The organism is Bacteroidia bacterium (genome assembly GCA_026932145.1).
In the GTDB taxonomy this organism is placed as follows: Bacteria; Bacteroidota; Bacteroidia; order J057; family JAIXKT01; genus JAIXKT01.
The window spans coordinates 59,496-79,747 of record JAIXKT010000001.1 but is presented as its reverse complement, the minus strand read 5'-3'; the positions used below and the strand labels follow the sequence as shown (position 1 = coordinate 79,747).

Below are 20,252 nucleotides of genomic sequence, written 5' to 3'. Positions count from 1 at the left end.
AAATATAATCAAAGTTATTATTTAATAGAAACGTTATTTTAAGCTGGTAATCAATAATTTATGACCTAAGTTTTATTTTTTGAGTTTCTTCTAACCGGCTAATTATTTGCTGCATTGTTTGTTCAATACGTGCATCTGTCAATGTTTTTTGTTCGTCATACAATTCCACAGATATTCCATAACAAACGGGCTGATTTTTAGGCTGAAACTTATCAAATAGCGTTACTTTACGAATTAATTTCGGATTAGTTTGGAATACGATTTTCTTAATTTCCTCAAAATCAATTTTTTGAATTAATACTAAACTTAAATCTCTGTGAACAGATGGGAAGCGCGGAATCTCTTTAAACTTTACTCGAACTTGCTGCGAAAGCGAAGCGATTTTTTCCCAATTTAAGACCGATACAAATACATCTTGCTTAATATCAAAGTCTTGAATCAATTCTGGATTAATAGTTCCTATTTTTCCGATAGGATTATTCTGGGAAATTAATACCAAGCTATCCTGCAATTCTAAGTCAGAATCTGTTTTTTTCCATTGATAATCAATGCCTAACTCGGTGAGTAAATTTTCTGTTTCTCCTTTGATTGTGAGTAGATTTACCGGAATTTTAGGATTTTGCCATGAATCCGGAAAATTATTTCCTGTAACGCATAATGCTAAGTATTTTTCTTCATTGTATTGATTATCAGCATGAAGATATGTTTTTCCCCATTCAAAAATACGCAAATTGGTATTTTTTCGATTGTGGTTAAAGGCAACTACTTCTAAAATTCCGGGTAACAATGAATTTCTTAAAATAGCCAAATCTTCGCTTAGTGGATTTAATAAATTAATTGAATTATCTGATGTATATTTTCTGTGAATCAATGAGTTAGTTAATATTTGTGAGAAACCTCTTCCGGCTAATCTATCACAAACTCGAAACCGAAAATGATAATCTGGGTTTGCGGTGAATACTGGCGAAGCATTGAGTTTTGGGGCTGAGTTGATATTATCTAATCCATAAAAACGCAACAGTTCTTCAATAATATCTTGGAAACGGGTTACATCATGCCTAAAATGGGGTACTTCAATAATCCATTCCGGCTGGTCAGCGGGAGAGAGGATAACCATTCCCAATTTGGTCAGAATGTCAAAAATAGTTTCAGTGGGGATATTTTGCCCGATAAGTTGAATTGCTTTTTGGGGTGAAAACAGGATTCTTTTGGGTTCAATTCTTTGATTTTCAGGTGTTAATATTCCGGTAGCTTCTCCGCCAAAATATTCTAAAATAAGTTCGGTAGCTCTTTGGAGGGCGTAGGGAATTATATCTGGGTCGCAGCCGCGCTCAAAGCGAAATGATGCAGGTGTGTGTAGCCCTAATTTTCGGGCAGTTTTGCGAATATGATTGGGTTCAAAATAAGCAGCTTCTAAGAAGATATTAGTCGTTTGCTCATCAACGGCACAGAAGTTTCCCCCTAAAATACCGGCTAAGCAGGCCGTTTGGGTTTCGTCAGCAATAACAATATCTTGTGCCGAAAGGGAAATTTTTTTTTGCCCTAATCCCTCAAACAGCTCATTACGTTTTGCATAACGTACTGTAAGTCTGGGAGATGCTAATTTTTCTATATCAAAAGCATGTAAGGGCTGGCCGGACTCAAACAAGACAAAGTTGGTTACATCAACGATTGGATTAACACATCTTTCGCCGATTGCGGCAAGGTGCTGCTGTATCCAATCCGGAGTAATGGCTGGCTTTATTCCATAAATAAAAACACCAAAATATTTTGGAACTGCCTTTTTTTCAATGACTTCTATTAGGAATGGTGTTGTTTGGTTTATTTCTGTACGTGGTTTAACGGCGGGTGGGATAAAGGGGCGGTTAATGAGAGCTGCTAATTCTCTGGCAACGCCCCAATGTCCCATTGCATCTGTACGGTTAGGGGTGAGGCCAATTTCATAAACATAATCCGGCGCTAAATTGAGATATTGTGAGGCAGTACTTCCAACTTGCGGGGAATCTTTCAAAACAATAATTCCTTCATGGCTTGTGCCGATCCCTAATTCGTCTTCGGCGCAAATCATGCCACAAGACTCAAGACCGCGAATCTTGGATTTTTTAATTGTAATAGGTTCTGAATCAATAGGGTATAAAGTTGTTCCTATTTTGGCTACAAATACAAACTGATTAGCAGCTACGTTTGATGCACCGCAAACAATTGATAACAAATCAGTTTCTCCAATATCTACTTGACAAACTTTTAGTTTATCGGCATTGGGGTGCTGCTCGCAGCTAACAACTTTACCGATAACCACGCCGGATAAGTTTCCAAAAACTTTAAGTTTTGTTTCGATATGTTCAACTTCAAGCCCGGACATGGTTAAAATGTGGGCAATCTGTTGCGGTGTATAATCTTCTAAATCAACAAACTGTTTTAGCCAACTATGTAAGATTTTCATTGTGCAGCAAAGTTACGGTTTCAAGTAATAATCTGCCATAAAGCAGCTTTAAATTAGTGGTATTATTACAAATAAAATTGTCCCATAAGTTATATTATGTTAAATAGAGTATATTTTAAATTTAACTCTACCTTAAAAGAAGCTAAAACTCATTATCTTGCGCCGTAAAATTTATGCCCGCTATTTTATTTGTTTGCTTAGGAAATATTTGCCGTTCGCCAATGGCAGAAGGCGTTATGAACCAATTACTTAGACAAAATAATATCCAAAATCAAGTGATTGATTCGGCAGCTACTTTGGCTAATCATGTTGGTGAACGACCATTTAGCAAAACAATAGCCGTTTGTGAAAAATATGGTGTTAAACTAAATCATTTTGCCAGAAAAATACAAGAATCTGATTATCAAGAATTTGATTTTATTTTTACAATGGATAATAGGATTCATAAAACCGTAATTAGCCTGAAGCCGGAATCCTGCAAGAGCCAAATTTTTCTTTTTAGGGAATTTGACCCCTTACATAACGGCGACTTAGAAACCCCCGACCCTTACTTTGGAGATATTGATGACTTTGAAAATGTATATCAGATTTGCCTAAGAACTTGTAATGAAATAATACATAAATTCCTGTAAATCAGGAATTTATGTATTATTAATTACGTTCTTTTAAATGGGTTCCGATTTTTCCAGTTTTCGTTTTGCCCTTGCTGAAACCATTCATAAAAGAGTTCGACACTCCAAGAAAGCAAACTGCTATGCGTTCTTAAATAGTTATACAAAATCTTAGGCTTGCAGCCAAGAATTGCCTTTGCTTCTAAAGCTGTTCTGCCTAAGATTAATTTTTTCTTCTTTTGCAAAATAGCATCCGAAACTCCATCCAATAAAATATTAAAGTATAAGGATAATTCATTATTCCTAACTGAATCAAAACCAATATAATGAACCTCAATCGTTTGTTCAAAAGAATAACCTGTTGAGAACGCTACTAAGTCTTCTTTGTGAAAATATCCAAATACCCAAAAGTTTTCCGGTAACCTTTGTTTTATAGCATAAAAATAATTTTCAGGGATAATTCCTATTCTAATAGATTGTTTTTGAAGTATTTGCAAATAGTAGTTATGAATTTGTTTTTGATAAATTTGAATTTCTTGCAGACTTAACTCCTTTCTAACAACGGTATCTAAGTTCTGCCTAACCTTACGAACCCGAGTTGCGTATTTAGCCGTTAAGGATTGATAATAATCCTCAAAAGTTATCCAAGAATTTGGGATTTCCATTTCCATAGAAATATCATCGGGTAATTTTGTAAAACCGGCAGAATCTTTTTGTAAAATAGTTTGAATCCATAATGGCGTATCTTTTAGCAAGATGGCAGAGACCTTTTTCTTAGAACGAATCCTATCTATAGAACGACATAAAGCACGCAATATTAATTCATTAGATACATTTTGATTGCTAAAAATCCCTTGAAAATGGCTGTGAAAAATACTTCCGCAAATCAACAATCCATATTTACGATGGTTGATATAAAGGCCAAAAAGTTCGTTCAGCCATTTTTTTTCAGAAAATTTATCGTAATTATTACGAGATAGCGTTATTAGCTGAAAATAAAAACAAGTAAGCGGCTTATCACCTTCATAAAGTATAAAGTAAAATGCAGCCAAATCTGCATTGGCATTTTCGAGGGCTGAAAGATGATTACGGCTTACTAATGGGTTTTGGTTAGCCATAGAATCCCAAATAAGTGGCAGATTATCAGCCTTTTCAAATTGAACTAACCGAAGTTTGGAGAGTTGTTCGTTATCAGATAACCAGATTTTCCATTGACATTCTAAAGGAAAAGCATCATTTGCCTGCAACATAGCTATTTGCTTACTGATGCAAATTAAGGAATTTAACCAATTTATCAAACCTAATCGTTATGCTAAAATACTTCTCTCCTACCCTGCTGCCACAATGCTAAAATAATCTAACTTTCATAAAATTTATTCACAGTAAATTTCTAAAAACTCGTTAATAAGTTCCCCTGAACCTTAAATACCTTCGCATTATGGAATTTGTGCATTTGCATACCCACACAGAATTTTCGCTTTTAGATGGCGCAAGCAAGATTACAGACTTAGTATCTAAAGCTGAACGCTTAAAAATGAGCGCGTTAGCCATATCTGACCACGGCAACATGTTCGGTGTCCCTAAATTTGTACTTAAATGTAGAGAAAAAAAAATCAAACCGATTATCGGCTCTGAATTTTACTTGGTTTCCGGAAAACTCGATGATAAGTCTCCAGAAAATAAAATTTACCACCAAATCTTGTTTGCCTGCAATGATGTTGGATATAAAAACATGATTAAACTAAGTTCTTTAGCTTATACAGAGGGTTTTTACTACAAACCTCGTATATCCAAAGAATTATTAACCCAATATTCCACCGGAATAATAGCCACAACCTGCTGCATTGCCTCAGAAATAAACCAAGCAATATTAAACAAAGGAGAACAAGAAGCCGAAAAGATATTTCTGGGATACTTAGCTATTTTTGGAGATAACTATTACATTGAGTTACAAAGACATGGCTTAGCAGACCAAGATAAATGTAATGCAGTTTTGGTAAAATGGGCTAAAAAACATTCTGTCAAAATGATTGCTACCAATGACGTTCACTATGTGAATGTGCAGGATAGCGAAGCCCATGATTTGTTGTTAGCATTACAAACTAATGCTGATTACGATGACCCTAAACGATTCCGCTTTACGGATGATAATCAACAATTAAATCCGCGATTTTTCTTCAAAACCCAACAAGAAATGGCTGATTTGTTTTCTGACTATCCGGAATCCCTTACCAATACCTTAGAAATAGCCGAAAAATGCAACTTTAACCTAAATCTAAACAGCGACTTACTGCTGCCAACCTACCGAATGCCGGAAGGATTTGAAGATAATGATACTTATCTAAAATATCTAACATGGGAAGGTGCTAAAAAACGTTATTCTGAAATAACAAGTGAAATAAGTGAACGTATTGAAAATGAGCTGCAAATCATCAAGAATATGAAGTTTGCCGGATATTTTTTGATTGTTCAGAGTTTTACGAGTGAGGCACGAAGACGTGGTGTGTTTGTGGGACCTGGGCGCGGATCTGCCGCCGGATCTGTAGTCGCCTATTGTATCGGAATCATTGATATTGACCCACTGCAATATGCGTTACTCTTTGAACGATTTTTGAACCCCGAACGAATTTCCCCACCGGATATAGACATAGACTTTGACGACGAAGGCCGGCAAGCAGTTATTGATTACGTCATTGAAGAATATGGCCGAAGCTCTGTTTGTCAGATTATTACCTACGGAACAATGGGCGCAAAAACGGCCTTGAGAGATGCCGGCAGAACCCTTAAAGTACCATTACAAGAAGTAAACCGCATCGCAAAACTGATTCCCGATAAACCCAATGTCAGTTTCGCAGATGCTCTTGATAAAGAACAAAATCCGGATACTTATCAAGAACTAAAATCCATCTTTGGTAGCCAAGACCCTAAGATCAACAAGATGATGGCTTCTGCCCGCACTATAGAAGGAACCGCCAGACAAACCGGCGTTCATGCAGCAGGTGTAATCATAGCCCCCGGCGAAATCTCTAATTACGTCCCGGTAGCTATTAACAAAGATAAAGTCATAACTACCCAATTTGACGGCCCAAGCTCAGAGTCCTGCGGACTCCTAAAAATGGATTTCCTCGGCCTCAGAACTCTCTCTATCATCAAAACTACGCTGCTATTGGTGCAGCAAAGTACCGGTAAAATAATCAACAATGATACCATTGATTTAACTGAAGCAAAAACGTATCAACTTTACCAGCAAGGAGATACAGTAGCTACATTCCAATTTGAATCTGACGGAATGCGCAAATATCTACGGCAACTAAAACCGACCAATATTGAAGATTTAATTGCCATGAACGCATTGTATCGTCCGGGTCCTATGGAAAATATCCCACTATTTATTGACCGAAAACATGGCCGTTCTGTTATTGAATATTCGCATCCACTATTAGAGCCAATCTTAAAAAACACCTACGGCATTATGGTTTATCAAGAGCAGATTATGCAATGCGCTCAGGTCTTAGCCCAATATTCCTTAGGGCAAGCTGACTTGCTCCGTAGAGCTATGGGAAAGAAAAAACCGGAAGTTATGGAAAAAGAACGCATAAACTTCGTGGCCGGATGTGCTAAAAATAATATTGAGAAAGAAAAAGCTAACGATATTTTTGATACCATGGCAAAGTTTGCTGAATATGGATTCAACAAATCTCATTCGGCAGCTTATTCTGTATTAGCATTTAAAACAGCCTTTTACAAAGCTAACTTCCCCTGCCAATATATGGCTGCCGTGCTAACCCATAACATGAATGACTTATCCAAAATCACTTTTTTCATTGAAGAATGCCGAAGAATGAGCATTGCTGTCTTGCCTCCGGAAATCAACCGTTCTCAATATTTATTTTCTGTTCATGGAGAAACCCAAATTTTATTTGGATTAGGAGCTATCAAAGGAATTGGAACGGCGGTTTCCGAATCAATTATTAAAGAGCGAGAAGAAAAAGGAAGTTTTCACAGCATTTATGACTTTTGCAGCAGAATGTACGGAAAAGGATTGAACAAAAAACTCCTTGAATCATTGGCTTTAGCCGGTGCATTTGATTCTTTCCAAATACCCAGAAATTGTTATACTCTTGACAACCAGATTGATAGTACTTTTATTGACAAACTATTAGCCTACGCTGCTAAAGTAGTTCAGGAAAAAAACTCACTACAAAAATCTCTTTTTGGGGATACCTCTAAATCGCCGGTAATAGCTAAGCCCCAACCTCCCACTGAAAACCCGCACTGGACACTTTTTGATGACTTAAAGCAGGAACGGGAAGTTATTGGATTTTACTTATCTGCACACCCGTTAGATAAATTTCGGGTTGAGATTAACAGCTTTGCCAGCAATTCCATTCGAGATTTAGAATCAGCATTAGCCCAGCAAACCATCAAAATAGCGGGAATCGTTACCAAAACAGTAGAACGAATATCAAAATCCGGTAAACGTTATGCAACCTTTCAGTTTGAAGATTATACCGGCTCAATTGATATTAGCTTATTTGGAGATGATTACATAAAGTTTAAGAATTATTTAGACATCAACCAATGTTTACTCATTAGTGGCCAAATGGAGCCAAGTTTTAGAGACAGTGATTCCCTCGATTTTCGCCCAAAGCAAATTCAATTGCTTTCAGAAATAGGTGAAAAACAAACACAAGAAATTATATTAGAATTGGATACTTCTGATATAGAAGAAAATCTAATGCAGAACATTCATACCTTAGTGCAAAAAAATTCCGGTAATAAACAGTTGAAATTCAAGATAAGAGATTCAAATACCGGTGAACATTTTAATTTATTAGCGGCTCGTTATCGGGTTAATATTAGCCCCGAGTTTATTGAGAAACTACAAGGGCTAAATCTCAACTTTTATTACCGATGATTATTGGGAGTATTAGCTCATCCAGTTGGTTTTGGCAGATGCCTCCCACTTAGTAGTAGTTTTTTTCAGTTTAGTCCAAAATTCGATAGAACTTTTTCCAGTAATATCACCGGTTCCAAATTTTGATTCGTTCCAGCCACCAAACGAAAATGGTTCTCGTGGTACCGGCACACCGATATTAACGCCAATCATACCGGCATTGGCATTTTGCTGAAAATACTTTGCCGCTCCGCCACTTCGGGTGAATATTGAAGACGCATTACCATACAGAGAGTTATGCTGAATTGCGATTGCAGTGTCCATATCCGGCGTTCTAATAATGCAGATAACGGGGCCGAATATTTCCTCTTGCGCGATTTTCATATCCGGCGTTACGTAGTCAATAACCGTTGGCCCCACATAATATCCGTTTTCTTTGCCTTGTACAACATGATTTCTACCATCAACAAGGATTTTAGCTCCTTGTTGTTCTGCTTCGGTTATGTAGCCTTCGATTCTTTCTTTTGCTGTTTTTGAGATTACGGCGCCCAGATTTTTTCCGGGTATAATTTTTTTAGCTTCATTACACATTTCAGCAATGATATTCTCGATGTTTGCTACTGCTAAGACGGTAGCTGCCGCCATACAGCGTTGCCCTGCGCAGCCACTCATAGAGGCAATCACATTAGAAGCCGTCATCTGAATATCTGCATCCGGTAAAACTATCAAATGGTTTTTGGCTCCGCCTAATGCTAAGCAATTTTTTAGGTTAGCGGTAGCTCGTTTATAGACAATTTTGGCAACTTTGGTAGAGCCTACAAAGCTAATTGCTTTAATTCCCGGATGGTCACAGATTGCTTCTACAACAGCTTGGCCGCCTTGCACTAAGTTGAAAACACCCTCCGGTAATCCTGCTTCTTGCAATAACTCTGCGATACGTATTGACGTTAATGGAACTTGCTCTGAAGGCTTTAGTATCATGCAATTTCCCAGTGCTATTGCATTGGGAATAGTCCAATTAGGAACCATTAAAGGGAAATTAAATGGAACTATGGAAGCTACTACTCCTAATGGGAATCGCTCTACCCTACACTCTACGCCGGCACTCACCTCTAAAAGCTCTCCGTAAGCTAATTGTGGCATCGAACAAGCAAACTCCGTGAGTTCAATAGCTTTATCCACTTCTGCAAGCGATTCATCTAAGGTTTTTCCGTTCTCTTTTTGAACTAAATGCCCTAATTCTAAGCGGTATTTTTCTAACAAAGTTCGGTAACGATACAGCACCTGAACTCGCTCTTTAATAGGTGTTTGAGACCATGAGGGGAAAGCCTTAGCGGCAGCTAAAACGGCCTTTTCAACTTCTAAGCTCCCTCCTACGGGCATTTCTCCCAAATACGAACCATCTATGGGAGAATCAACGGGCATGGTATTGCCTGTATTTTCTACCCAACAACCCCCGATCCAGTGTTTTACAACCGGAATATCAATTATTTGTTCTGTCATAATATTATTCTTTTATAAATCTAAGAAAAACTTTTGTGTTATTATATTGTACTTCAAGGAAATAGTTTCCAGTAGCTATTTCACTACATGGAAGTATTATGGCGTTTAATCCTTTGATACAGTTTTTTTGGATTCCGGCTGAGATGATTTTCCCTACTTCATCAACTACTCTTAATGTGATATTTAGCGGATCGCTTGTAATTACATCAATATGAAGTTGATCATGTACCGGATTGGGATACAATGGGCGTACAGCCACCGGGGTATTAAACGTTTGGCAACGTGAATTATCCAAAGGATAAGCATCTAAGGTATCATTGGGATTAATAAGTTCAACGCAGTAAAATATAGATAAGTCGTGTGAGTTTACAATATAAGTATTTGCTGGTGAATAAGATACTATTTGTCCTGGGAAAATAGTATCTCCTTGAAATGGGTCTATCACACTTAGTTGGTTTTGAACTTGAATAACCCAATTAAATTTATGAACAGGAGTATTTCCTTTATTTTGAATTTGGGCTGCAATTCGAAGTTTATTTCCGGATAATTGAGCCCCTAAATCAAGTACTGCTAAATCCGGGATTTCAGGGATTGGTTGGGTTACTGTTATGGTTTTAGAAATAGTATCTTGGCAAATTCCATTTGAAACAATTAGCATAGCTCGATAGGTTCCTCGTTGCGAATACGTGTGTGTGGGGAATGAATCAAGGCTGGTTATGCCGTCCCCAAAATTCCAGCTAAATTGAATCGTATTTACAAATTGAAGGGGTGTAAATAATACTACTAAGGGGGAATCTCCGGTAGTTGTAGAAACGGTAAAGTCGGCATTTGGCTTATTGGTAATCCGAATAATCTGTTGGGTTGTATCAGAGCATCCATTTTGGTTGAAAACAATAAGCATCACGGTATAGTTTCCGGTATCAGCATAGGACATTAAGGGGTTTGCGAGGGTAGAAAAAACGCCGTTACCAAATTCCCAATACCAAGAAACGATAGGTGAATTTCCAGCACTTGATTGGTCTGTGAAAGGGATGTATGTATATTGGCAAGATTGGCCTGCTGTTGAGAAGTTTGCCTTGGGGCTGTCACTTATGGTAATCTGTTTAGAATAAACAACGTTGCAACCACCGGACACAGTAACACTGAGCGTTATGTTGTATGTTCCTTGGGCAAAGTATAGGTGGTTTGGATTTTGTAACGTTGAGGTGTTTAGGCTGCCACTGGCGGGGTCTCCAAAATCCCAACTCCATGATGTAATAACGCCGCCTAAAAGTGTCGTTGCGTCTATAAATGTAACTGTTTTCCCTACACAAGCACCCATAGTTTGAAAATTAACCGTAGGAGGTGCTGTTATTTCTATCATTTTATACAAAGTATCAGAGCAGCCGGAAGCTGTTTGCACCACAAAACGCACCATATATTGCCCTAAGCCTGAAAATTGATGTGTTGGGTCTTTCTGGGTAGAAGTATTAGCACTTCCGCTTGCTAAATCACCAAAGTTCCAGCTATAACCTATTATGGCATCAGAATTATAATTTGTATTTGCGGTAAAGTTAGTCGTCTGCCCAACACAGGTATTTTGGTAGCTAAAGTCGAATACCGGTAAAGTTAATGTTTGTATCAGGGTATCTGAACAACCTTTGTCGGAAACGACTATTAAGGCTACGGATTTTACTCCTCCGGTTGTGTATGCGTGGGTTGGGTTTGGGCTGTAATCTACCGTTCCATCTCCAAAGTCCCATTTTCTGAAAACGATATTTCCATTTGAAATTGTGGAACTATCAAAAAACTGAACCGGTAAGGTTGCGCATCTGGAAATAAAGTTAAACTTCGCATCTGGAGTTTCATGAACCGTTATATTCTTTACCTGAACTTGTGAACACCCTTGTGTATTTGCTGCTAACAAGCGAACTGTATAGTTTCCCGGAAGTGTGTAAATATTTGTTGGGTTTAAGGCAGTAGATGTGTTTCCGTCTCCAAAGTCCCATGAACGTGTTCCACCTAAGTTAGATAAATCTGTGAACTGTACCGGTACTCCTAAACAACCTAAGGTAAAAGAGAAATCAGCATTAGAAGAATTAACATACACACTATCTAAATAAACCTTAGTTATTCCATTTGCATCTCGTTGTAGCAGTTGAATATAGTTTTTGCCTGTTTGGGTATAATAAACCGGTGAGGGCAAATAATCTGAAGAAGACGGAATAGTGGCGGAACAGCTATCGGGAAAAACCAATCGGTTTAGGCCGCTGTTGTCTGAATATGCTGTACCAAAAAAGTAATATTTACTTTGGCTAAACGCACCCGTAAAAGCGACAAAGTACATTCCATTTAGAGTAAGATTTATTTTATCAGCATCCGTAATTGTGCTATTAGACCATTTTGAGCCAAAATTGACTCTTGATACACTTCCCCCCATGTTTTGAATCAATAAATAGCGATTTCCTTTGTCATAAACAGGAACCGGCATAACAGGATTTAAAAGCACTCCGGCAGGTAACGTTATTGATGTAAAAGTGGCACTACCCGCCAGCCCCGAATTAAATGTAAACCGATGTAATCCTGAGCTTGAATTTACTCCGCATACAAATACGTATGTAGCTCCACATTCTTGAACCGTTGTAATTCCGCCAGAAGCAGTAGAAAAGTTAGTGGTATATTTTTGAATAAATGTAGCAGAAGATTCTAATGAACTACCCAAAGAAAAAATGTTCAACTCGTTTGACCCATAGTAATAAGTTAATAAAAACCAACTTCCTTTTTCTTTAGTTACAGAAACTCCTGAAAAGCCACTATAGACAGTTGTTCCTGAAATTGCTTCACAAACGGGAATAGTATCCGTTGCGGAATTAAGACGAACACGTAAAATACCTTTACCGGGAGTTCTGGAGGCTATAAATAGATAAATTTTGCCGCTGTCTCCCGAAACAGCTTGCAATGTGTATGGGTTAGTAATAGCAGTTCCAGTAACTGTGATTTCGGTAGTTATGGGAGAATTATTACCTAAGTTTGTTCCAAAATCAAAGCGAATAATTGAGCTTGTGGTGGTAGAAACAGAATATCCAAACCAATTTCCATTCTGTTCAACCAAAACGATACCTCCGCCATTTTTAGGGCTTGTTGCAATACCTTGGGTGAGTATTGGCATATTTGCGATATCTCCGGAACAGAAATCCCAAATAGTTGTATTTCCCCCAAAAGGCACATTTAAGGTGAGGGGAGCATTACCGCAAATGGTATCCATAACTACCAATTCAGTGCTAACACCTACTCTTAGTGTATCATGTAGTATAACTGGACAGCCATCTGTGCTTGTTATAGTAACAAAGTATGGATATATTCCGGCACTTAAATTATTTACGGCTAAAGTAGGGTTATTACCAAATATTTGCACTCCATTAAAGTTCCAAGAATAAGTACTAATAGAAATGGGGGTATTTTTCTTTACCTTGAGCACTGCATTTGGCAAACACAAATCACCATCAACTACAAGCGAAACATCAGGTAATGGCGCAACAAAAGTATTTTTTACTATCATACTATTGCAGCCGGTAGTAGTGCTAATGCGTAATGTAACAGAATAGTTGCCGGGTGCGCTGTATTGAAACGTTGGGTTTTGAAGATTAGATGTATCGGCTGAAATACCAGTACCAAAATCCCATAACCACTTTGCTATACTCTGGCCATTATTCTTGCTGCTATCTGTAAATTGAGTTGTCTGTCCTAAACAAATATTATTTGAAACAAAATTTGGATCTACTCCCGTAATAACAACGTTTTTAGTTATTGTGCTATCACAACTTGTTTTGCCATAAAGTGTTAATGAAACAGGATAGCTACCTGCCTGTGTGTATGTATGGACAGGGTTTTGGCTCGTAGAGGTCTGGCCGTCCCCAAAATCCCATAACCAGCGCGCTACCGTATCCCCAAAAACAGAACCGTCCGTAAACTGAATAGGCAAAAAACTACAACTTGATGGAGCCGTAAAATTAGAACCGGGTTTACGACCTACTTTAATTTGCTTCGTTATACTATCACTATACCCACTGATTGTATTAATAACCAACTTCACATTATAAAATCCGATACTCGAATATGAGTGTACCGGATTTGATAAATTTGATTGAAAGCCGTCCCCAAAATCCCATTGATAATTCAAAATCCCACCGCATATATCCCGAATCGGTGAATACACAAAAGAAGCCTGAGAGTCTAAGCAAGTGTTATATACCGTAAAATCCGCAAAATGGCCTGGTGTTGCCGTTATATTGATAGTGTCTATTGTAGAAACCATACTGCCATTGGAATAAAAAGCACTTAACTCAACAATATAAGTCCCGGCAGCGGAATAGTTCAGCCCAATAGGAATAGCGGTGTTAAGTGATGATATAGAGGTATTACAGTTATTTTCCGGAAAAACCAACCGGCTTAATTTGACGGTAGGATTCGGCTGCTCTGGATACGTAAATAAATACCAACGACTTTTATCATGCAGTGCATTAAGAGCCATTAACCCGGACGGCAATGCCGGAGCTAACTGAGTAGTAGCCCCCGGTAACCCGCCAAAACCACTCGGAAAAGATACTTGCATTATATTTTGCCCGCCAGTATTCAACACAAAAACATATTTCTGACCCATATCTACTACAGGCGCTAAACCATTAGGATTATTAAGCCCAGGTAAATTATGAACCGTAACAACAGGTGTATTGTATAAAGAGTTACCAAAAACAACCTGAGTAAGGCCACCACTACCCACACCAAACAACACAATACCATTACAATCCCGAACTAACTCTAACTGGGAAATAGACGATACCCCATAAAACGTCTGAATAAGTACCGGATTACTCAACGTATTATCCAAACGATACACTCTCATATAGTTATTGAGTGAAAAAATAGCAAATACAGTGTCGTGGTCAACTAACGTAGCTAATCCAGTACAACCAGCCGGAATCGTATCCAAAAAACTAACGGAAACACTATTCGAAGTAAGGCTCGGAAAAGAATAAACCGCAGGTGAAGAACCCGCACAAGTCGCCAAACCATACCAATTATTGTTTACTTTAAACTGCTGATATTGAAAAGGAGTAATAGGCGTCTTACTCAATGTCAGGTTCGTAACCGTAGGTGTGTTTTCTGGAGAATTACCAAAATTGGAACGTTTTAACGTGCCATCATAACCCGTTGTGAAAATGTAATATTGGCCACCCTCAACAACCATATCGAGGCCAAGTCCACGGGAAACATTCGAACCTATATCCGCATTCAACACCGGAACACCGGATAAATCACCGGGGCAAAAATCCCAATGATAACTCGACGCTGTAACCCGCTGAAAAACAACATCCGTATTTGTGCAAATAGTATCCGGTAAAACCAAATTTATTGGAACACATTGACTATAAGCAATCCTTTGGCATAGAAGCAAAGTAATCACGAATAACGTCCGTCTATACATCTAAAAAGATAAAAATTGCGCTAAAATTAGCAAAATTTTTATTCAATGTAGTTGGTTTTACTTAAAAAAGTACGTAACGGACGGCAAAAGGTACGAAAATATTACTATCCCAATTATTTTAAAGTACCTGTCGTAATTTAATAACAATTTCTATGAAGAGCGGGAAACGAGCCTCGAACTCGCGACCTTCAGCTTGGGAAGCTGACGCTCTGCCAACTGAGCTACTCCCGCCAAAATGATTGCGCAAAAATAAAAAATATTATTATCTTTGACCCGTTATCTGTATATTTTTTCAATATGCCCACTCCAAAGTCTTTAATATTATGGATAATACTCCTAATCAGCTTAAAATCAAGCATTTTGTATGCCCAGTGGGGAGTTATTAATACCGCCAAATTGATACCGGAACAACCTACTGATAATGATAGCATACATTTAATCGTCCAGTCAGTATTTCCAAGTTCAGGGTGCAATTTAGCGGCTAAAACTATCCAGTTAAATATGAATGAGTTTAGGCTGCAAGCATTTCATCTATTGGGGCCTTTGACGGTAATTTGTACATCAGAAGATACTTTTTCTTTGGGAAAACTTCCTTCTGGGCAATATACCTTGATTTATGATTTACTTGATTCCTTAACCTTAGATCGTTGGGCATCCGATACCATAATCTTTGCCGTTCAACAATCTACCCAAAGACCTCAAAATCTATCTTGGGATAACACTGTTTCGGTATTTCCAAACCCAACTTCCGATAAACTGTTTTTTCAGGTAGAGAATGACGTAACTAACTATTCCGTAGCTATTTACAATTATTTTGGGCAATTCATTCGCTATATTCCATTGGTTCAGGGAAAAAGTTACCTTGAAATCGGCGATTTACCAGCCGGAATATATTTTATCGCATTCAATAATGATACTACCAAAGCCTTGTATATTCCGGTAGAAATCTATCATTAAGATAGAGTTCTATCATGCCGCAGCAATAGTTTCTATGGCAATCAACCAAAATTTATTGGGTTCGTCGCTTAATAATAATCCGATTTTTCCTTCCTGAACAAGTTCTAAGATTGCCAAAAAACAAAATATTGCATACAATTTATTGGGGTATTCCAGTATAATATCTTCAAAATGAGCTTTTGAACGAATAAAAACTTGTTTAATCACGGCAGTTTTAACGGTTTCTAATTGGTAAGGATATGGTTGGACGATATGTTTTGCGGGGGCATTTTCACGAAGTGCAAACCGTTGCCATGATTTTTTGAATGATTCAGCTAAGGTAAAAAGTGTTAAGCCGCACCATTCTTCCTGAATAGATTTATCTTGCGTTAATAATTTCAGTTCATTTTGGGTAAACCCGCGCTCATGTAAAGTAGCCCGAATTGTAGCTAAGTGCTCTAACTCCTCAGACAGTTTTTTTATTTTTTGATACTCTAACAAGCTATGAACCAAATCAGAACGCGGATCTATGGTCTCCCCTTCTTCATTTAACTTAGGTCTTGGTAAAAGTGTTTGAACTTTAATTTTCATCAAGGTTGCTGCCATTACCATAAATTCTGAAGCCTCTTCTATGGAGTTAGATTCTTCTAACTGTTTTAGATAACCCAAAAAATCATGGGTGATTTTGCTAATCGGAATATCATAAATATCTAATTCATCGCGCTCTATAAAAAACAGCAATAAGTCAAAGGGGCCTTCAAATTGAGGTAACTGAATGGTGTACTGCTTGAGGGTCTCCATAATTAAACGCAGGTACAAATATCCACAATTACGCTGAGTATAGCTTTTTTTGTGGGCAACTTTGCCAATTGTTGAAAACTTGTCCGTTAAAAAAGAATTAAAAACTAAAATAGCTTTTAATCAATATTTTACAAACCAGCAATAACCTTTTTAAGTCATCTGATTTTTTTTAAAGGAAACTTTGAACTTATTTTGCGTTTCCAAAGTTTTTTTAACTCTAATTATGAGAGAGAAAATCCTTCACAGCAGTTTGCTCATGTTCATGAAGTTTGGCATCCGTAGTGTTTCTATGGATGATTTATCCGAACAATTAGGTATTTCCAAAAAAACTTTATATCAGTATTTTTCGGATAAAAATTCGCTGGTATTGGAAGCTACCCGAACCTATTTTGATAACGAGCGCTGCATCGGTTTAGAGATAGTTAATACAAACCCAAACCCCATTGACCAACTACTGCTATTATACAATCATATTTTAAAACAAGTAGCCGGATTTAACCCAAATTTAATTTATGATTTATTAAAATATCATATAGCCGCTTGGGACGAGCTAAAGGGCTACCGTGACCACTTTATACGGGAAAATACATTCCAAAACCTACAAAACGGAATAGATCAAGGATACTATCGGCAAGATATTCACATAGAGATAGTTACCGGGCTATACTTAAATTTAGCATTGGGAGTAATAAATCAAGATACTTTCCCAATAGAAAAATACTCACTAAGTCAAGTATATCTACAACTCATAGAATTGTATTTAAGAGGAATTTGCACCCCAAAAGGGGTTAAATATTTTGAACAAAATCATCGGTTATTAGGGAAAAATGAAACCACTAACTAAAAGTATTGCTATTATTTTAGCAACAATATTAAATGCTGCATTTGGCCAGACTCACAAATTTTCTATCAAAGAATGTACTCAATTTGGTTTGGAAAACAAATCTGAAGTACGTTCTGCTCGCTTAACGCTGGATAGCGTTACCTACTTTGCCCGAGAAATAATGGGCATTGGCTTACCGCAAATTAATGCAACGATTAACTCTCAATATTTTGTACAGCTACCCACATCACTAATTCCGGCCAAAATCTTCAACCCTATGGCTCCTGAAGGAACGATGATTCCCATTCAGTTTGGTACTAAATACAATACAACGGCCAGCCTTGATTTTACCCAGTTAGCTTTTGACGGCGATTTCTTTGTAGGGCTTGCGGCAGCTCGTAATGTCGTTTATCTATTTTCAAAAGCTACCGAACGCAGCCAAACAGAAACCGTAGCTGCTATCCAAAAAGCGTACTATAACTGCTTAGTGAACCAAAAACGAATAGGACTGATTGAAGCAAACTTAGAAAAACTTCAAAAACTAAAAATAGATACTGAAAAACTATACCAAGGCGGGGTCGTTGAAAAAATTGACTTAGATAGAATTGAAGTTACTATCAATAACTTAAAAACAGAATACGAAAAAGCCAAGCAATTAGTAACGTTGAGTTTAAACCTCCTAAAGTTTCAAATGGGGATGGATTTAGGATCAGATTTAGTTTTGACGGACACCTTAACCACAACCCCAACTGCGCTCAACTTAGTAGAGGCATCCGTAGATATTGAAAAACGAGTAGAGTTTCAACTGCTTAAAATCCAAAATAAACTCTATAATTTAGATAGATTGCGCCATGTAGCCGGATTTGTCCCTACGCTATACCTTTTTGGAAGTATTTCCTCCCAAGCTATGCGAAATGAATTCTCTTATTTTGATACTAAGAGAAATTGGTTTGCTACCGGTGTTGTAGGTTTTCGGCTTACCTTACCAATTTTTGACGGACTAAGGCGTAAAAGCCGAGTAGAACAAGCCAACGTTGCTATAAAAAAGAACGAACTTGACCAACAAAACTTTACGCTGGCAGTCCAGTTAGAACTCAAAAACGCCGTTACTACCTACAACAACAGCATTCGCAGTGTAGAAATTCAGCAGCGTAATTTAGAACTCGCCCAAGAAGTTTATCGTTTAGCCAAAGTAAAATACGACAAAGGCACCGGCATGATTCTGGATATAGTAAATGCAGATGCAAGCCGCAAAGAATCTGAAATCAATTATCTGAATGCACTCTTAGAAGTAAATATTGCCAAAGTGGACTTACTCAAAGCACAAGGACTTCTATTAGAATAGATAATTCACAAAACCAAACTATAATCTTATCTTAATTATAGTTTTTCCACAAAAAACCCACATTTTATTGAATCTTTGGCATAGTATTCGTAGTTTTGCGTAATAGCTACAAACATCGGTATCTATGAAGTGGAAGTTTTTATTGTTAGGGTGCTTTGGCTTATTATTCAATCCCATTCAGGCAAATTCTGACGAGCTGTTAGAGCGTTGCCTTGTCGTAGGAGACTCCAAAGACGCTGTGTTGAATATCATCCGTGAAAACGGTGATTGCTTTGACTTTGAGTATGATATAGAAGGTATTCTGTATAATTTTATCGGGAAAAAATACGGTGCCGGTGCATGGGGGTTAAAACCGGGCAAAACATTGATCAACATCCATGAACTTAACTGCGTAACCTTTATCGAAACAGCTTGGGCTATTTTGCTAACCAAACGTTGGTTAGCCACTCATCCTAAGGCACAATCCGATGAAGAACTGCTGCTCGGCCAATTCGTTTCTTATTTAGACAACTTCCGCTACTATAATGGAGTAAATTGTGTGTGGGAAGACCGCATCACCTACTTTACAGACCAACTATACCAAATGCAAGATGCCGGACTACTCTATGATGTTGCCGCACAAAATGGCTTTATATTTGACAAAAAAATCCACTACATTTCCAGTAACAAAAAGAAATTCAGAGGATTCACAAATTGGGATAGAATCAGCAAACAAGAAGAACGGCTAAACGCCCGCAAAAAGTTTTATTATCCGATACATGAATACGACCGCTATGCCGCAGTAGCTAAAACCGGAGACATCATAGCCTTAGCTACCAACGTTGCCGGCTTAGACGTATCTCATTGCGGCTTTATCAGTCGTGATAATGACGAACTAAAATTTTCGCATGCCTCCATGCTCAAGAAAAAAGTGGTCTTTAAAGAAGACTTTTGCAGCTACTTAGGAAACAGAACAACCATTACCGGATTTTTTGTGTTTCGCCCTGCATTTGCTACGTCCAACTAAAATCTTGACTACACAATATCAGGATTTTTAGATAAAGCCGGATAGTTAGTCATTCTTTGCTTTCGTTTTGAGGAGTATTTTAAAAAACCATTTTTAACTACCATAATGGAAAACTTTGATGAATATTTAAGACAAAACGAACCAAGCAAAGCAGAAAAAGTAAAAGTTTGGAAAATAGCTATCGGCCTAAAACCGTCAGACTACTTGATTAAAACTGCCAAACAAAACATTGAAGGTAACATCACCATTGACGAAGTAAAAAAACGTATTGATAGTTACTATCAACAGCACCTATCTAAAACAAACGAAAACCGTACCGAAGAAGCCGATAAAGTTTCAGCACGCATCGCTGAAATATTGGGTGAGCTAACTGTTGTATTCATCAAACAGAAGAATTTTTGATCCATTTTCTTTCAAACTTAT

Annotated in this window: 12 protein-coding genes and 1 tRNA gene; 7 read left to right on the top strand and 6 right to left on the bottom strand. The window is 37.7% G+C overall.

The window, feature by feature from the left end:
* Positions 1–58 precede the first annotated feature (58 nt).
* On the bottom strand, positions 59–2,443 hold the full coding sequence (pheT, locus tag LC115_00320; protein ID MCZ2355125.1) for a phenylalanine--tRNA ligase subunit beta: 2,385 nt from the start codon (positions 2,441–2,443) through the stop codon (positions 59–61).
* Positions 2,444–2,616: 173 nt separating this feature from the next.
* Here pheT and LC115_00315 point away from each other — a divergent pair, with 173 nt between their 5' ends.
* Complete coding sequence (locus LC115_00315; protein ID MCZ2355124.1) at positions 2,617–3,075, top strand: low molecular weight phosphotyrosine protein phosphatase; 459 nt, start codon at positions 2,617–2,619, stop codon at positions 3,073–3,075.
* A 23-nt stretch (positions 3,076–3,098) separates the two neighbouring features.
* Here the strand turns inward: LC115_00315 and LC115_00310 are convergent, their stop codons facing one another.
* Positions 3,099–4,352 (bottom strand): hypothetical protein, encoded by a 1,254-nt coding sequence (locus LC115_00310; protein ID MCZ2355123.1) that lies wholly within the window; start codon positions 4,350–4,352, stop codon positions 3,099–3,101.
* Between the two features lie 140 nt (positions 4,353–4,492).
* Between LC115_00310 and dnaE the strand changes: the two genes are divergently transcribed.
* Complete coding sequence (dnaE, locus tag LC115_00305; GenBank protein ID MCZ2355122.1) at positions 4,493–7,972, top strand: DNA polymerase III subunit alpha; 3,480 nt, start codon at positions 4,493–4,495, stop codon at positions 7,970–7,972.
* A 12-nt stretch (positions 7,973–7,984) separates the two neighbouring features.
* On the opposite strand, the gene LC115_00300 is transcribed toward dnaE, so the two are convergent.
* From LC115_00300 to LC115_00290, 3 genes are all read right to left on the bottom strand, one after another.
* Complete coding sequence (locus LC115_00300; protein MCZ2355121.1) at positions 7,985–9,454, bottom strand: CoA-acylating methylmalonate-semialdehyde dehydrogenase; 1,470 nt, start codon at positions 9,452–9,454, stop codon at positions 7,985–7,987.
* Between the two features lie 4 nt (positions 9,455–9,458).
* The gene (locus LC115_00295) at positions 9,459–14,897 is read right to left on the bottom strand and encodes a PKD domain-containing protein (GenBank protein ID MCZ2355120.1); all 5,439 of its coding nucleotides are present in this window, start codon (positions 14,895–14,897) and stop codon (positions 9,459–9,461) included.
* A gap of 179 nt (positions 14,898–15,076) precedes the next feature.
* Positions 15,077–15,149, bottom strand: a tRNA-Gly gene (locus LC115_00290).
* A 66-nt stretch (positions 15,150–15,215) separates the two neighbouring features.
* Between LC115_00290 and LC115_00285 the strand changes: the two genes are divergently transcribed.
* Positions 15,216–15,875, top strand: coding sequence for a T9SS type A sorting domain-containing protein (locus LC115_00285; protein MCZ2355119.1), 660 nt, complete (start codon positions 15,216–15,218; stop codon positions 15,873–15,875).
* Positions 15,876–15,887: 12 nt separating this feature from the next.
* Here LC115_00285 and LC115_00280 read toward each other — a convergent pair whose 3' ends face one another.
* A complete protein-coding gene (locus LC115_00280) occupies positions 15,888–16,655 on the bottom strand; it encodes a segregation/condensation protein A (GenBank protein MCZ2355118.1) in 768 nt (255 codons plus the stop codon).
* Between the two features lie 223 nt (positions 16,656–16,878).
* Between LC115_00280 and LC115_00275 the strand changes: the two genes are divergently transcribed.
* From LC115_00275 to LC115_00260, 4 genes are all read left to right on the top strand, one after another.
* Positions 16,879–17,499: a TetR/AcrR family transcriptional regulator gene (locus tag LC115_00275; GenBank protein ID MCZ2355117.1), complete on the top strand. Its 621-nt coding sequence runs from the start codon at positions 16,879–16,881 to the stop codon at positions 17,497–17,499.
* Positions 17,483–18,823, top strand: a complete 1,341-nt coding sequence (locus LC115_00270; GenBank protein ID MCZ2355116.1) for a TolC family protein — start codon at positions 17,483–17,485, stop codon at positions 18,821–18,823. The genes LC115_00275 and LC115_00270 overlap by 17 nt, the downstream gene beginning before the upstream one ends.
* A 124-nt stretch (positions 18,824–18,947) precedes the next feature.
* A complete protein-coding gene (locus LC115_00265) occupies positions 18,948–19,829 on the top strand; it encodes a DUF1460 domain-containing protein (GenBank protein ID MCZ2355115.1) in 882 nt (293 codons plus the stop codon).
* A 105-nt stretch (positions 19,830–19,934) separates the two neighbouring features.
* The gene (locus tag LC115_00260; GenBank protein ID MCZ2355114.1) at positions 19,935–20,231 is read left to right on the top strand and encodes an antitoxin VbhA family protein; all 297 of its coding nucleotides are present in this window, start codon (positions 19,935–19,937) and stop codon (positions 20,229–20,231) included.
* The last annotated feature ends 21 nt before the right edge of the window (positions 20,232–20,252 follow it).

Excerpts from the sequence above, each read along its gene's own strand:
- pheT (MCZ2355125.1), bottom strand. The coding sequence starts at position 2,443 with ATGAAAATCTTACATAGTTGGCTAAAACAGTTTGTTGATTTAGAAGAT.
- LC115_00315 (MCZ2355124.1), top strand. The coding sequence starts at position 2,617 with ATGCCCGCTATTTTATTTGTTTGCTTAGGAAATATTTGCCGTTCGCCA.
- dnaE (MCZ2355122.1), top strand. The coding sequence starts at position 4,493 with ATGGAATTTGTGCATTTGCATACCCACACAGAATTTTCGCTTTTAGAT.
- LC115_00300 (MCZ2355121.1), bottom strand. The coding sequence starts at position 9,454 with ATGACAGAACAAATAATTGATATTCCGGTTGTAAAACACTGGATCGGG.
- LC115_00285 (MCZ2355119.1), top strand. The coding sequence starts at position 15,216 with ATGCCCACTCCAAAGTCTTTAATATTATGGATAATACTCCTAATCAGC.
- LC115_00280 (MCZ2355118.1), bottom strand. The coding sequence starts at position 16,655 with ATGGAGACCCTCAAGCAGTACACCATTCAGTTACCTCAATTTGAAGGC.
- LC115_00275 (MCZ2355117.1), top strand. The coding sequence starts at position 16,879 with ATGAGAGAGAAAATCCTTCACAGCAGTTTGCTCATGTTCATGAAGTTT.
- LC115_00270 (MCZ2355116.1), top strand. The coding sequence starts at position 17,483 with ATGAAACCACTAACTAAAAGTATTGCTATTATTTTAGCAACAATATTA.
- LC115_00265 (MCZ2355115.1), top strand. The coding sequence starts at position 18,948 with ATGAAGTGGAAGTTTTTATTGTTAGGGTGCTTTGGCTTATTATTCAAT.
- LC115_00260 (MCZ2355114.1), top strand. The coding sequence starts at position 19,935 with ATGGAAAACTTTGATGAATATTTAAGACAAAACGAACCAAGCAAAGCA.